General features: G+C 59.7%; 16 protein-coding genes. 9 read left to right on the top strand and 7 right to left on the bottom strand.

Translation table 11 applies throughout. From position 1 onward, the window contains the following. Nucleotides 1-3: 3 nt before the first annotated feature. Complete coding sequence (locus ACQY47_RS23220; RefSeq protein WP_017134867.1) at nt 4-897, bottom strand: LysR family transcriptional regulator; 894 nt, start codon at nt 895-897, stop codon at nt 4-6. A gap of 229 nt (nt 898-1126) precedes the next feature. On the opposite strand from ACQY47_RS23220, the gene speB reads away from it, so the two are divergent. The 4 genes from speB to ACQY47_RS23200 are packed head-to-tail and all read left to right on the top strand — an operon-like array spanning nt 1127 to nt 5585. Then, nucleotides 1127-2077 carry an agmatinase gene (gene speB, locus ACQY47_RS23215; RefSeq protein ID WP_017134866.1) on the top strand — a complete coding sequence of 317 codons (951 nt, stop codon included), beginning with the start codon at nt 1127-1129 and terminating at the stop codon, nt 2075-2077. After that, complete coding sequence (locus tag ACQY47_RS23210) at nt 2077-2496, top strand: YybH family protein (protein ID WP_170039182.1); 420 nt, start codon at nt 2077-2079, stop codon at nt 2494-2496. The genes speB and ACQY47_RS23210 overlap by 1 nt, the downstream gene beginning before the upstream one ends. Before the next feature lie 21 nt (nt 2497-2517). Then, complete coding sequence (locus ACQY47_RS23205) at nt 2518-4173, top strand: cytosine permease (RefSeq protein ID WP_428552250.1); 1656 nt, start codon at nt 2518-2520, stop codon at nt 4171-4173. A 29-nt stretch (nt 4174-4202) separates the two neighbouring features. Then, nucleotides 4203-5585, top strand: a complete 1383-nt coding sequence (locus ACQY47_RS23200; RefSeq protein ID WP_017134863.1) for a sodium:solute symporter — start codon at nt 4203-4205, stop codon at nt 5583-5585. Nucleotides 5586-5781: 196 nt separating this feature from the next. On the opposite strand, the gene ACQY47_RS23195 is transcribed toward ACQY47_RS23200, so the two are convergent. Both ACQY47_RS23195 and ptrR read right to left on the bottom strand, forming a co-directional pair. Then, complete coding sequence (locus tag ACQY47_RS23195) at nt 5782-5904, bottom strand: PA1414 family protein (protein ID WP_017134862.1); 123 nt, start codon at nt 5902-5904, stop codon at nt 5782-5784. A gap of 142 nt (nt 5905-6046) precedes the next feature. Further along, nucleotides 6047-6940, bottom strand: a complete 894-nt coding sequence (gene ptrR / locus ACQY47_RS23190) for a putrescine utilization regulator PtrR (protein WP_017134861.1) — start codon at nt 6938-6940, stop codon at nt 6047-6049. Nucleotides 6941-7044: 104 nt separating this feature from the next. On the opposite strand from ptrR, the gene ACQY47_RS23185 reads away from it, so the two are divergent. Next, nucleotides 7045-8244, top strand: a complete 1200-nt coding sequence (locus ACQY47_RS23185) for an MFS transporter (protein WP_428552245.1) — start codon at nt 7045-7047, stop codon at nt 8242-8244. Here the strand turns inward: ACQY47_RS23185 and ACQY47_RS23180 are convergent. From ACQY47_RS23180 to ACQY47_RS23170, 3 genes are all read right to left on the bottom strand, one after another. Next, entirely contained in the window at nt 8156-9598 is a 1443-nt protein-coding gene (locus tag ACQY47_RS23180; protein ID WP_017134859.1) for an NCS1 family nucleobase:cation symporter-1, read from the bottom strand. The two genes, ACQY47_RS23185 and ACQY47_RS23180, sit on opposite strands and share 89 nt — an antisense overlap. Before the next feature lie 198 nt (nt 9599-9796). Further along, nucleotides 9797-10195, bottom strand: a complete 399-nt coding sequence (locus ACQY47_RS23175) for a DUF2177 family protein (protein ID WP_428552242.1) — start codon at nt 10193-10195, stop codon at nt 9797-9799. Between the two features lie 52 nt (nt 10196-10247). Beyond that, complete coding sequence (locus ACQY47_RS23170) at nt 10248-11084, bottom strand: CvfB family protein (RefSeq protein ID WP_017134857.1); 837 nt, start codon at nt 11082-11084, stop codon at nt 10248-10250. Nucleotides 11085-11408: 324 nt separating this feature from the next. Between ACQY47_RS23170 and ACQY47_RS23165 the strand changes: the two genes are divergently transcribed. From ACQY47_RS23165 to ACQY47_RS23155, 3 genes are all read left to right on the top strand, one after another. Next, a complete protein-coding gene (locus ACQY47_RS23165; protein WP_003193095.1) occupies nt 11409-11588 on the top strand; it encodes a hypothetical protein in 180 nt (59 codons plus the stop codon). Between the two features lie 208 nt (nt 11589-11796). Next, the gene (locus tag ACQY47_RS23160; RefSeq protein WP_138452598.1) at nt 11797-12519 is read left to right on the top strand and encodes a TorF family putative porin; all 723 of its coding nucleotides are present in this window, start codon (nt 11797-11799) and stop codon (nt 12517-12519) included. 66 nt (nt 12520-12585) lie between these two features. Continuing rightward, nucleotides 12586-13452: a DUF6279 family lipoprotein gene (locus ACQY47_RS23155; RefSeq protein ID WP_428557380.1), complete on the top strand. Its 867-nt coding sequence runs from the start codon at nt 12586-12588 to the stop codon at nt 13450-13452. 48 nt (nt 13453-13500) lie between these two features. Here ACQY47_RS23155 and ACQY47_RS23150 read toward each other — a convergent pair whose 3' ends face one another. Then, entirely contained in the window at nt 13501-13890 is a 390-nt protein-coding gene (locus ACQY47_RS23150; protein ID WP_017134854.1) for a hypothetical protein, read from the bottom strand. A gap of 156 nt (nt 13891-14046) precedes the next feature. Here ACQY47_RS23150 and ACQY47_RS23145 point away from each other — a divergent pair, with 156 nt between their 5' ends. Beyond that, nucleotides 14047-14322, top strand: coding sequence for a hypothetical protein (locus ACQY47_RS23145; protein ID WP_017134853.1), 276 nt, complete (start codon nt 14047-14049; stop codon nt 14320-14322). The last annotated feature ends 73 nt before the right edge of the window (nt 14323-14395 follow it).

Raw genomic sequence — 14395 nt, 5'->3', positions numbered from 1 at the left:
TTATCAGGCCTGGTTGAGCTGCGCTTTGAGCAGATCGCGGAAAGTCTGGATCAGCGGTTCGCGACTGCGGCCACGGCGCATGATCATGGAAAACGGCGCCTGGTAGCCGAAGGTTGCCGGCAACAAAACGCGCAAGTCACCCTTGTCGGCCCATGCCTGGGCGTAGTGCTCGGGCAGGTAGCCGATATAGGCGCCGGACAGTACCAGGATCAACTGGGCTTCCATACTTTCCACGGTGGCCGCACTGTGTTTGAAACCATGCCGCGCCAGTTCGGCCTGGCTCCAATAGCCACGGCCGACCATGCGTTGCTGGGTGATCACTTGTTCGGGGATACGCCGCTCGTTGAACAGCGGGTGGCGCGTGCTGCAATACAGCCAGTGCTGTTCGCGATACAGCGGCATGTAGATCAGCCCGCTCATGCGGTTGGAGAACGCGCCGATGGCCAGGTCCAGGCGATTGTCCTGCACGCCCAGTTGCAGCTCGTAAGGGCTCATCACCGACAGATGCAGGTGTACGGCCGGGTGTTCAAGGCTGTAGGCGCCGATCACTTCGGCGAACGGCAAAGCCTTGTCGCTGACGGTGGAGTCCAGCACGCCAAGCTTGAGGGTGCCGCGCAGCTCGCCTTTGAGGGCGGCGGCGTATTGCTCGAAGCCTTCGAGTTCACCTAAGAGACGCAAGGTTTCCTGATGGAACAGCTCGCCTTTGCTGGTCAGGCTGAATCCACCCCGGCCGCGATGGCACAGCACCAGGCCCAAGGCCGATTCGAGTTGGCTCATGTAGGTGCTGATGGCTGACGTCGACAGGTTGAGTTCGTGCTGGGCATTGGCAAAACCCTGGTGGCGCACGACGCTGACGAAGATGCGCAGGAGTTTCAGGTCGGGCAAGGCGTTGGCCATTTGTTCTCCGCGGAACACAAAAATCCTGTGGGAGCTGGCTTGCCTGCGATCGCAACAGTGAATTCAACGCCGCCATCGCAGGCAAGCCAGCTCCCACATTTGGGCCGAGTTTAACTCAAGCATTAGTTTAGAAAAATCTGAACTAAGTATTTGCCTCTGCCGATTCTTCCCGCCACGGGCTTTTCGCAGAATCGGCCCCTAATAAACAAAACAACGATGAGGCACTCCCGTGGACAAGATTTTCCACCAACCACTGGGCGGCAACGAAATGCCGCGCTTCGCCGGCATCGCCACCATGATGCGACTTCCCCACCTGCAAACCGCCAAAGGCCTGGACGCTGCCTTTATCGGCGTGCCTCTGGATATCGGCACTTCGCTGCGCGCCGGCACCCGCTTCGGGCCGCGTGAAATCCGCGCTGAATCAGTGATGATCCGCCCTTACAACATGGCCACCGGCGCCGCACCGTTCGACTCGCTGTCGGTTGCGGACATTGGCGATGTGGCGATCAACACCTTCAACCTGCTCGACGCCGTGCGCATCATCGAAGAAGCCTACGACGAGATCCTTGAGCACGACGTGATCCCGATGACATTGGGCGGTGACCACACCATCACCCTGCCGATCCTGCGTGCTATCCACAAAAAGCACGGCAAGGTCGGGCTGGTGCATATCGATGCCCACGCTGACGTCAACGACCATATGTTCGGCGAAAAAATCGCCCACGGCACCACCTTCCGCCGCGCCGTGGAAGAAGGCCTGCTCGATTGCGATCGTGTTGTACAAATCGGCCTGCGTGCCCAGGGCTACACTGCCGAAGACTTCAACTGGAGCCGCAAACAGGGGTTTCGCGTGGTCCAGGCCGAAGAATGCTGGCACCACTCCCTCGCCCCCTTGATGGCCGAAGTGCGCGAAAAAGTCGGTGGCGGCCCGGTGTACCTGAGCTTTGATATCGACGGCATCGACCCCGCCTGGGCGCCCGGCACCGGCACACCGGAAATCGGCGGGCTGACCACTATTCAGGCGATCGAGATCATCCGTGGTTGCCAGGGCCTCGACCTGGTTGGTTGTGATCTGGTAGAAGTTTCGCCGCCTTACGACACCACCGGCAACACCTCGCTGCTCGGCGCCAACCTGCTGTACGAGATGCTCTGCGTACTGCCCGGCGTGGCGCACCGCTGATGAGCGCCCAAGAGGTGCTGAAAGCCGCCGCCGACCTGGTGGCGGCCTTCGCCGCTAATGACCGCGAGGCTTACTTTGGCGCGTTCACGGCCGATGCCAGCTTCGTGTTTTACACCCTGCCCCAGCCTCTGCTCAGTCGCGATGCCTACCAGGCGTTGTGGGACAGCTGGCGCGCGGACGAGGGGTTTGAAGTGCTGTCCTGCAGCTCAAGCAATGCCGTTGTCAGCCTGCAGGGTGACGCGGCGATTTTTATTCATGACGTGGCCACCGAGCTGCGCATGAACGGGGAGCAATTTTTTAGCCAGGAGCGCGAGACCATTGTCTTCAAACGGCAAGCGTCTCACCTAAAACAACAAGGCCTGTGGCTGGCCTGTCACGAACATTTGTCCGCTATGCCGGAAGGGCTGCCGCCCCCTTAGCCAATGTGATCGGAGCTGATCATGAATAATAAAAACAACGAAAACAGTATTCGCAAGATAGAAACCAACGGGGTCGAACAGATCCCGGACCACGAACGTACCGCCAGGCCCAAGGATCTGTTTCGCCTGATCTTCGGCGGTGCCAATACCTTTGCCACCGCCGTGCTGGGCTCGTTTCCGGTGCTGTTCGGTTTGTCGTTCCAGGCTGGGGTCTGGGCGATTGTGCTGGGCGTGTTGGTGGGCGCGCTGATCCTGGCGCCCATGGGCTTGTTCGGGCCGATCAATGGCACCAACAACGCCGTGTCTTCCGGTGCGCACTTTGGTGTGCATGGGCGGATTGTCGGCTCGTTTCTATCGCTGCTGACGGCGATTGCCTTCTTCTCACTGTCGGTGTGGAGTTCGGGTGATGCGCTGGTCGGTGGTGCGAAACGCCTGATTGGCCTGCCGGAAACCGACCTGACGCTGGGCTTGGCCTACGGCCTGTTTGCCTTGCTGGTGCTGACCGTGTGCATCTACGGCTTTCGCTTCATGCTGTGGGTCAACCGCATTGCGGTGTGGGCGGCGAGCCTGCTGTTTCTGCTGGGCATCTTCGCGTTCGCACCGGCGTTCGACAGCCACTTCGCCGGCACCGTCGCCATGGGCCAGGCTGGTTTCTGGGCTGCCTTCATCGGCTCGGCGCTGGTGGCCATGAGCAACCCGATTTCCTTCGGCGCGTTCCTGGGTGACTGGTCGCGCTACATCCCGCGTGAGACGCCGAAAATGCGCATCATGCTGGCGGTCGTGCTGGCGCAGATCGCCACCTTGATTCCGTTCCTGTTCGGCCTCGCCACCGCGACCATCGTGGCGATCAAGGCGCCGGACTATATCGCGGCCAACAACTATGTCGGCGGTTTGCTGGCCGTATCACCGAGTTGGTTCTTCCTGCCGGTGTGCCTGATCGCGGTGATCGGCGGCATGTCCACCGGCACCACCTCGCTGTATGGCACCGGGCTGGACATGTCCAGCGTGTTCCCGCGCTTGCTGTCGCGGGTCAAGGCCACGTTGCTGATCGGGGTGATGTCGATTGCCTTCATCTTTATCGGACGTTTCGCCGCCAACCTGGTGCAGAGCGTGTCGACCTTCGCCGTGCTGATCATCACCTGCACCACGCCGTGGATGGTGATGATGATCATCGGCCTGATCGTGCGCCGCGGCTTCTACTGCCCGGATGACTTGCAGGTGTTCACTCGCGGTGAGACCGGCGGGCGCTACTGGTTCAGCCACGGCTGGAACTGGCGCGGCCTGGGCGCCTGGGTCCCGAGCGCACTGGTGGGCTTGTGCTTCGTCAACCTGCCGGGGCAGTTTGTCGGGCCGCTGGGCAACCTGGCCGATGGCATCGATATCAGCCTGCCGGTGACGCTGGGGCTGGCGTCGGTGGTGTACCTGACCTTGCTTCGTGCGTTCCCGGAGCCGGCCGAGGTCTATGGCCCGGCCGTTTTGGCGAGGGAGCTTGCTCCCGCTGGGGTGCTTGCTCCCGCTGGGGTGCGGAGCTGCGCCCAAAAAGCCGGCTCCAGCTTCGCTGTCGAACGGGAGCAAGCTCCCTCGCCACAGCAAGCTCCCTCACCACAACAAGCTCCCTCGCCACAGCAAGCGCCCTCGCCAGAGCAGGCTCCCTTCCTGCAGAACACCTCTCAATAGCCTAAAAAAATAAACGGAGAACCGCCGTCATGGCTTTGGATTTATTCGTCGTACTCATCTACGCCGCCGGCATGCTCGTGCTCGGCTATTACGGCATGCGCCGTGCCAAGACCCACGAAGACTACCTGGTGGCCGGTCGTAACCTGGGCCCGTCGCTGTACATGGGCACCATGGCCGCCACGGTATTGGGCGGTGCATCCACCGTCGGCACCGTGCGCCTGGGTTATGTGCATGGCATTTCCGGCTTCTGGCTGTGCGCCGCACTGGGCGCAGGGATCATTGCGCTGAACCTGTTCCTGGCCAAGCCGCTGCTCAAGTTGAAGATCTTCACCGTCACCCAGGTGCTGGAAAAACGTTACAACCCGATGGCCCGCCAAGCGAGTGCGGTGATCATGCTGGCCTACGCGCTGATGATCGGCGTGACCTCGATCCTGGCCATCGGCACCGTGCTGCAAGTGCTGTTCGGCCTGCCGTTCTGGGTGTCGGTGCTGCTCGGCGGTGGCGTGGTGGTGGTGTATTCGACCATCGGCGGCATGTGGTCGCTGACCCTTACCGATATCGTGCAGTTCGTGATCAAGACTGTCGGCCTGATGTTTATTCTGCTGCCGATCTGCCTGTACCGCGTCGGCGGCTGGGATCAACTGGTGGCCAAGCTGCCAGCGTCGAATTTCAGCTTCACCGAAATCGGCTGGGACACGATCATCACCTACTTCATGATCTACTTCTTCGGCATCCTGATCGGCCAGGACATCTGGCAACGCGTATTCACCGCCCGTGACGAAAAAGTCGCCCAGTACGCAGGCACGTTCGCCGGTTTCTACTGCATCCTCTACGGCCTGGCCTGTGCCCTGATCGGCATGGCCGCGCATGTGCTGCTGCCGAACCTGGACAACGTCAACAACGCCTTCGCCGCCATCGTCAAAGCCTCGCTGCCAGACGGCATCCGTGGCCTGGTGATCGCCGCCGCACTGGCCGCGATGATGTCCACCGCCAGCGCCGGCTTGCTCGCCGCTTCCACCGTACTGACCGAAGACCTGCTGCCACGCCTGCGTGGCGGCAAGCAGTCGAGCCTGAGCATCAACCGTCTGTTTACGATGCTGACCGGTATCGCCGTGCTGGGTATCGCGCTGGTGGTCAACGACGTGATCAGCGCCCTGACCCTGGCCTACAACCTGCTGGTGGGCGGCATGCTGATCCCGCTGATGGGCGCAATTTTCTGGAAGCGCGCCACCACCTCCGGCGCCATTGCATCCATGACATTGGGCTTTGTGACGGCGCTGGTGTTTATGTTCAAAGACGGCTTGGACGCGAATACGCCGATCTACTACAGCCTGGCGGTTGGGCTGGTGAGTTTTGTATTGGTGAGCTTGTTGTCACGTCGGCCAGAGGCTTCGGTAGCTCGGGCCATTTGACAGGTAACAGGATTTAAAGCGGTTTCTTCAGCGGGCGCGACGTCGGATGTCGCGCCCGTTTTTTTGCCTTGCACAAAACGACTGTGGGAGCGGGCTTGCCCGCGATAGTGGTGTGTCAGTCAACTTTTTATCGACTGATACACCGCTATCGCGGGCAAGCCCGCTCCCACATTCTAAAAGCTGTTGCTACCTGAGCTTAGCGGCGACGCGGACGACGCTGCTCGTCATCCGTGCGAATCGGTATCGGCTGCAGTGGCGGTTCAATCAGGCCCAGCGCAACGCCGAGGTCGTGGAGCCAGTTTTGAATTTTCTCTTTCATGGTTGCCCCCTTTGAGGGTAATGCGGCTAGGCGGGAGTTCTGTCGCCTTTTCCTACAGTGATAGTAGCTCTAAGTCTTACGTAATGCTTGAACGAAACCACAACGAACTATTACAGGATTGATCTGAATCCTGACGGATCGTTCAAGCAATCGCGCGCGCGTCTTGCAGGAAATCGGCCTTGCCCTCTTGTTGCAGATCGATCCATGCATTGAGGTTAGCGCCGAGCATGCCCTTGCGCCACATTAACCAGGTAGTAGCAGTGGCAAAAGGCCCGGTCAACGGATGAACGGACACACTGTCCTTGCCTGGCAGGCTGTCGAGCATTGATTCGGACATCAACGCCACGCCGGAACCGGCGATCACGCAGGCGAGCATGCCTTGGTAAGACTCGATCTCGATGGCACGCCCCATGGCCACACGCTCGTGGGAAAACCAGGTTTCCAGGCGCGCACGGTAGGCGCAACTGCGTCGGAAGGTGAACACCGAACGGCCGGCGACATCCTGGGGGCCACGCACGGGCGGGTGATCCGCCTCGCAAATGATCACCAGGCGCTCTTCGCACAGCGGCACGCCGTCCAGCGTCGCGATCGTTATCGGGCCATCCACAAAGGCCGCATCCAGACGCCCGGTGATCAAGCCCTCTAGCAACTCGCCGCTGGGTGCCGATTGCACCTGGAGGTTCACCATCGGATACGCCTTGTGATAGCGCGCCAACAGTTTGGGCAAATGCACTGCGGCCGTGCTGTACATGCTGCCCAACACAAAATCGCCCGCCGGCTGCCCTCCTTGCACCGCGCCGTGGGCTTCATCATGCAGCGCCAGCAGTCGGGTGCTGTAGTCCAGCAACACTTTGCCTGCGGGAGAAAGCTGCAACCGCTGGCGTTCGCGCACGAACAACTCGACGCCCAGTTGCTCCTCCATTTGCTTGAGCCGTGTCGACAGATTCGAGGGCACGCGATGCAGGCGCTCAGCCGCGCGGGTGATGGAGCCCTCTTCCGCCACGGCCTGGAAGATGCGCAATTGACTGAACTCCATACCTTTCTCCAAAACTGAACAAGTTACTCACTATTATTCATTTTTACAGAAAGTCAATCCGCTTTAGCCTACAGGTCATTCGCTTCCCCGTAGGAAACCTGCACATGTCACCGCTCATTCGCTTAACCGCCAGCTTTATCGCCCTGATGATGGCCATGGGCATTGGCCGCTTCGCCCTCACCCCGCAGATGCCGCATTTGCTCAGCGAGGGGCAGATTGACCTGACGGGCGCGGGCCTGATTGCCGCCGCCAACTACCTGGGCTATTTCGTCGGCGCGGTGGACTCGATCTTCGCCCGCAGCCATCACCACATAAAAGCGCGTTTGTATGGCGGGCTGTGGCTGTGCGTGCTGCTGACCCTGGGGTCGTACTGGGCGCATGGCTTCTGGCCGCATTTGCTGCTGCGCTTTGGTACCGGCGTGGCGAGCGCCTGGGCGCTGGTAATGATCACCAGTTTGAGCCAGCCGCTGGCAATAGCCGCCGGGCGTCCGCGTTTGGGAGCGTTGGTGTTTGCCGGGCCGGGCCTGGGGATTCTGCTGACAGGATTGCTGGCACTGGGCTCCAATCTACTGGGCGAAGACTCTGCGACCTTGTGGCTGGTCTATGGCGTGGTGGCATTGGTGATGTTGCTGGCCATCCTGCCCTTTTTACCGAAACCGACCGTGACGGTGACCCATGCCACTAGCGCGGGCAGCAACGCCAGCATCGCGCACCTGTGCTGGATCTACTTCTTGTATGGCCTGGGCTACATCATCCCCGCAACCTTCTTATCGCAGATGGCCAACGCGCAGTTCAAAGGCGCCTGGCAAGCCGACCTGTTCTGGCCGTGCTTTGGCCTGGCGGCGGCGCTGGGTGTGGTGGTGGCGAGCCTGCGTCGCAAGGACCCGGACACCACCCGCCGCTGGTTGATGACGACGTTATGGCTGCAAGCGGCCGGGGTATTCGCCTGCCTGCAGGGCAATGGCTGGGGCCTGGCGCTGGGAGTGTTGCTGTGTGGTGCGCCGTTCCTGGCATGCATGCAACTGGTGATGGCGCGTTTGCGCGAGGTGGCGCCCCACGGCTACCAGCGCAGCACCGGGTTGCTCACCGCCAGCTTTGCCATTGGCCAATTGTGCGGCCCGTTGCTGGCCTCGGTGAGCAGCCACCTGAGCGGTGGCCTGCAACCGGCCTTGGTCATTGCCGGTTGCGGCTTGGTGGTGGCGGGCGCGGTGTTGGTCAACCGGCAACCAGCGACGTCGGCGCACGAACCTGCTCGCGCCGCGCCAGCACCAGGAAAAACAGCCCTCCCAGGAAGCACCCGGTAAACCAGGCAAAGTTGGCCATGCCCTGCAACGCGGGCGTGAAGGTGATAGCGACGCCCACCAGCGTCGCAGGCACCAAGGCTTTGACGGCGGTCCAGTTCACGCCGCCGTCGTAGTAATAACGGCCGTTGGGGCTGTCGTCGAACAGGGCATCCACGTCGATTTTCTGCTTTTTGATCAGGTAAAAATCCACAATCAAAATCCCGAACAGCGGCCCGATAAACGCAGCGAGAATGTCCAGGGTGTAGTGGATCATCAGCGGGTTGTTGAACAGGTTCCACGGCGTGATAAAGATTGAGGCCACGGCCGCGATCATGCCACCTGCGCGCCAACTGATCTTGCTCGGCGCGACGTTGGCGAAATCAAACGCCGGTGACACGAAGTTGGCGACAATGTTGATGCCGATGGTGGCGGTCACGAAGGCAAAGGCGCCGAGCAGCACGGCCATGCTGTTGTCGATGCGCGAAACCGTAGCGATTGGGTCATGCAACATTTCGCCAAACACCGGCAAAGTGCCCGAAACGATGACGACAGTCACCAGCGAGAACGCCAGGAAGTTAACCGGCAACCCCCAGAAATTGCCGCGTCGCACGTCGTGCATGCTGCGGCAGTAGCGGCTGAAATCACCGAAATTGAGCGTAGGCCCGGAGAAGTACGACACCACCAGCGCCGTCGCCACAATCACTTGGCCAAATGCCTGCCAGCCCGACAGGGATTTTTCCGCCAGGGTGAAACTGATGTTCGCCCAACCCGCCTTCCACACGATCCAGCCGGCCAGGGCAAACATCACCGCATAGACCACTGGCCCCGCCCAGTCGATAAAGCGGCGGATGGACTCCATGCCGGCCCAGAATACGGCTGCCTGCAGCGTCCATAAGCTGAGGAAGCCAAACCAGCCCAGGTAAGACAGGCCCGCAAAGTGCGGCTCTGCATACACCGCCATCTGTGGGAAAAAGCGCAGCACTACGATAATCAAGGCACTCGACGCCAAGTACGTCTGGATGCCGTACCAGGCCACGGCGATCAAACCGCGAATCACCGCCGGAATATTCGCCCCAAACACGCCAAATGCCAGCCGGCAGATGACCGGGTATGGCACCGCCGCTTGCTGGCTCGGCTTGGCCACCAGGTTGGCAATCAACTGCACGATGCAAATGCCGGTGAGCAAGGCGATCAACACCTGCCAACTGGCCAACCCGAGGGCAAACAGGCTGGCGGCGAACACGTAGCCGCCGACGCTGTGCACGTCGCTCATCCAGAAGGCGAAAATGTTGTACCAGGTCCATTTCTGCGGCAGCGGCCCGAGGTCCTGGTTGTACAGGCGCGGGCTGTAGCCTTTGGGCAATTGTTCGGTCATCGCTTGGCTCCTCGAAATACCGGCCTGCGCTGCCGTAACGGTGTGCATACGGGAGGCGGCCTGGTTTGTATACGAGGTATTCAGCAGAATATGTGCCAATGGCACACAATCCCTCTGAAACGGTGTTCCAAAGAGATTTATGAAGGCTTGTTGGCGGGGGTTATGCTCAGCAACGGTGCACGTCAATCCTGTACACAATCAATGCCGCACCCGATGTGCACACAAATAGCCGACACTGCAACAGACGGCCGTCAGGAAGGTGCCCCAGGCCATGTCCATCAGCGCCAGCTCGGCTGACCAGCCGTTCAGCGTGGCCCAGTTGCTCAGGTCATAGGTGCCGTAGGCCACCAGGCCGAGCAAAGCGCCAAGGCGTGCTGCACGTTGCCAACTGCCGCTGGGCAAAACCACGAACACCACACAACCGAGGGCATACAGCAGATAAAACAGCACAGCAGGCAGCAAGCGAGGCTGATCCAGCATCAGCGAGCCGAGCAGGGATCTGTAGGTCGGGCCCATGAGGACGCCGAGCCAGAGGCCGTCGAGCACCAGAAACGCGAGCAAGGTGCCGAGGTAGGCGAAGAGTGTTTTGCGGGTCATGGTTGCAGCCTCCATAGGCGCCGAGCGGCACCTACAGAAGAGCAAAACGCCATCAGCTTAGTTCAATGCGATCGGCGTGAATCACAATCTGGCCCTGCTTGTAGAGCGCACCAATGGCTTTCTTGAAGTTGCCTTTGCTGACACCGAACAAATTGCTGATCACCGCCGGGTCGCTCTTGTCGCTGACCGGCAGGGTGCCGTTGTTTTCACGCAACTTGGCGAGGATCTTCGAGTTCAGGCTCGAGGCCGCTTCCTGGCCAACCGGTTGCAGGCTCAGGCTGATGTTGCCATCGGCGCGGATCTCTTTGATAAAGCCTTTCTCTTCCTTGCCCGGGCGCAGGAACTTGAACACTTCGTTCTTGTGGATCAGACCCCAGTGCTTGTTGTTGATGATCGCCTTGAAACCCATGTCGGTGGCTTCGGCCACCAGCAGGTCGACTTCCTGGCCCACCTGGTAGTTGGCAGGTGTCTTATCCAGGTAGCGGTCAAGTCGCGCGGTGGCGGTGATGCGTTTGGTGTGCTTGTCGAGGTAGACGTGCACCACGCAGTATTCACCTGCGGTCAGCTGGCGTTTTTCTTCCGAATACGGCAGCAACAGGTCTTTTGGCAAACCCCAGTCGAGGAATACGCCAATGCTGTTGACTTCGACGACTTTCAAACTGGCGAATTCGCCGACTTGAACTTTCGGCTTTTCAGTCGTCGCGATAAGTTTGTCATCGCTGTCCAGATAAATGAAAACGTTAAGCCAGTCTTCATCTTCACTGGGAATATCTTTGGGGATATACCGATTAGGCAAGAGGATTTCGCCATCTTGCGCACCATCCAGGTACAAACCAAAGTTAGTGTGTTTAACCACTTGCAAGCTGTTGTAGCGCCCGACTAAAGCCATTTCCAGATACCTTCGTTACGTGGGCGGCATTCTACCCGAGTTGCGCCCGCCACGCGCGTGCGCCTGAAAAATCGCGGGCTGGCGTGGCCTCGTAATGGCACCGCCCCGCTCGTCTGATCAATCGATCGAATTTTACCCGCGGGCAGCAGCCGAATAAACCCTGTGGTTTCGAGTTAAAACAGTAAGTTAGGGGCTTATTTCAAGGTCAAATTTTGGCCGATTACATCGGCTTTGGTTATTCCCAGAGGATATTTGCCAAGCAATTGTCAAGTATTTCCTGTACGATGCCTGGCCAAGTTAATTTTCTACAGGTTAGTGGCCGCCATGCGCGTAAAAGCATCCAACAGCAAAGCAAAGCCAGCTCCCGCCGTTGAAACCAGCGAATCGATCAACAGCCAAATTGCTGCTTTCCTCAAGTCCGGCGGCGAAATCCAGCAAATTGCCAAGGGCGTGAGCGGCCAGACTTTCGGCCCGTCCAAGCAGATCAGCCTGGGCAAAAAGTAATACCCGCGCGTCCGCATCTAGCTCCTAAGCGTCTTGCCTTCCAAGGCGCCAGGACTAGAGTCTGAAACACCCTCCTGCTACATCTCCTGATGCGCTAATCGACGAACGGGGCTCACCGCGAAGCATTCGCCGGTATGCTTGCACCCGTCTAGCACGGGCATCTGTCCGATTTTTTCATTACTGCTCCTCGCTTTTCATGGAGTGAAGCATGCTCAAGCCCTGCTTGTTTCTCATCGCAGCCCTTACAGCAAGCCCCCTCGCATACGCACAGATTTTTCAGCGTGAACTGGGTGACTTCGACCTCAAATTAGGCACCACGCCCAGCCGCAGCATGGCCCAGGGTTTGGTCAAGCCCACCTCGCCGGGCAGCGATTCCTTCCACGGCGGCCTGGACCTGAGCCACGACAGCGGCCTGTATTTCGGCCAGTTTTCGCCCAATATGGGCCTGTCCTCGGCCAACAACCTTGAAGTCGACTCCTACATGGGCTTCAAGCGCCCCTTCGACCAGACCCTGGGCTACGAAGTAGGCATGATCCACTACAGCTACCCCAAGCTCAGCCCGCTCGACAGCCAGGAGTTCTACGGCGGCTTGAACCTGCTGGGCAATCGCTTCGGTGTGTCGTTCAGCAACGATCCGGATCGCCAGGACAGCACGCTGTTTGCCGACCTCGGCGGTACACAGCCCTTCGGCATCGGCGTCAGCATGAAGTACACCACTCACCAGCTCGGCACTCCAACTGCGGTGGAAGGCGGCACCATCAGCAACTTCAGCGACTGGTCAGTGCAGTTCTCCCGCGCATGGAAAGGCGTTGACCTGGACCTGATCTATAGCGGCTCCAGCCTCAGCGGTGGAGACTGCTCGGCCTACTCCGGACACAATTCGCAATGCGACGGCCTGTTGACCTTGAAGGCCGCGCGGTCGTTTTATTGATGGGCTGAACTGTCGCGCCTCGCACAGGTTCACATGCATGAACCCTCCCTGCGCAAGGACACGCCCATGCTGCGTCGGCTCAAATTACTGGTGGTATTACTGACGTTGAGCCTGGTGCTCGCCGGCTGCAATCGCGTGGGCCTGGCCTACCGCAACCTTGATGTGATCATCCCCTGGACCCTCAACGACTACCTGGACATGAACGCCGGGCAAAAGAGCTGGTTCAATAACACCCTCAAGGAACATCTGGCCTGGCACTGCACCACTCAACTGCCGGGCTACCTGGACTGGCTTGATCGCCTGCAACAAATGGTCGACAACAACCAGATCACCGACGCCGCGCTGCAAGCGCGCACCAGCGAAGCCAAGCAGGCGATCGCTGAAGTGGCCCGCGAGATCACGCCATCAGCCATCCAGTTGCTGCAGGGCCTGGATGATCAACAAGTCAAAGACATGGGAGATGCGCTGGCCAAAGACCTGCGCAAGCGCCAGGACGAATACCTCAAACCACCACTGGCCCAGCAGATCAAGGAGCGGACCGAGCGCATGAGCAAACGCCTGGATGCGTGGATGGGGCCTTTGAGTCCCAGCCAGCAGAACCGGGTGACGGCGTGGTCAATCGCGCTGGGTGAACAGAATCAGGAATGGATCGGTAATCGCGCCCATTGGCAGGCGCAATTTATCGACGCCTTGCAGCAGCGTCACAGCGCTGACTTCCCACAGAAAATCCAACAGCTGCTGGTGGATCGCGAGAGCCTGTGGACCCCGCAATACCGCACCGCCTATGCACAAACCGAAGCCGCTGCGCGCGGCCTGATCATCGACCTGATGGCCGAAAGTACGGCGCAGCAGCGCCAGACACTCACACAAAAAATCGGCAAGGTTCGCAGTGACTTCCAGGCCCTCAAATGCCTCAAGGCCGCGTCGATTTAAAATGTGGGAGCAATCCCGCTCCCACATTTTGGTCTGGGGTATGCCCTTTTACGCAATCTGCGCCTTGGAAGCCACCTCAGCAAACGTCGCCGGGTCCAGCGCGTCTGCCTGCTCGTCCAGCACTTGGCGCGGGTGATCGTTGCCGGGGATTGAGCTGTCGATCAGGGCCAGCAGTTGCGCACCTAGCGCTGTGAGGATGAAGTTCTCACCATTGCCGCCCTCTTCTTCCGGGCGCGATTCAATGAAACCGCGTTTGAACAACAGCGCTTCGTAATCGGCGGCGGTCTTTTTCAACGCGTCCAAGTTACCGGTGGATTCGCCCGCCGTGGCCTTCTCGGCGGCTTCCTGCTCGGCGTATTTGCGCGGCGCAAAGCTGCCTTCGCCGTTCTGCACTTCATGCAGTAGACGTTCGATCAGATCCCAGTTGTAAGTCGTCATCCTGATTACTCCCGCGGGCAGATTAAAAAAGTGGCCCGTCATAGGTAGTGACATGACCTGACACTGGCCGTTCATCCCAATAGACGAGCGTCATTTCTCTGAACTTTCCAGACGTTCGCGCCCTCAACTGAACACCACTGCCAAGGAGGTCCGACCATGAAAACCCTGATGAACCTGGCCATCGCCGCCGCCCTGCTGAGCGCCCTGCCCGCCTGGGCCTGCACGCCGGAAGAGGCCACGGCCAAACGCGAACAACTGGCCAGGGAAGTGACCAAACTGACCCAGCAAAACCCGGCCAAGGCCAAGGAAATCAACGATGAGTTGCAACACATGAACCTGGAGACTGCCAGCGCGGATCTGCCAGACAAGTGCCAACTGATCGACCAGCGCCTCAAGGAGCTGGACGAGGCGGCCGCCAAAGCAAAGAATTAACCACCACAACGGGACGCGGAGCGCCCCTGGCGGCATTCCCACGCAGAGCGTAGGAACGATCAACTGAGGGCAT

Origin of the sequence: Pseudomonas edaphica, assembly GCF_965277385.1 — a bacterium.
GTDB classification, from domain to species: Bacteria; Pseudomonadota; Gammaproteobacteria; order Pseudomonadales; family Pseudomonadaceae; genus Aquipseudomonas; species Aquipseudomonas edaphica.
This window is presented reverse-complemented; position numbering and strand designations above follow the sequence as displayed.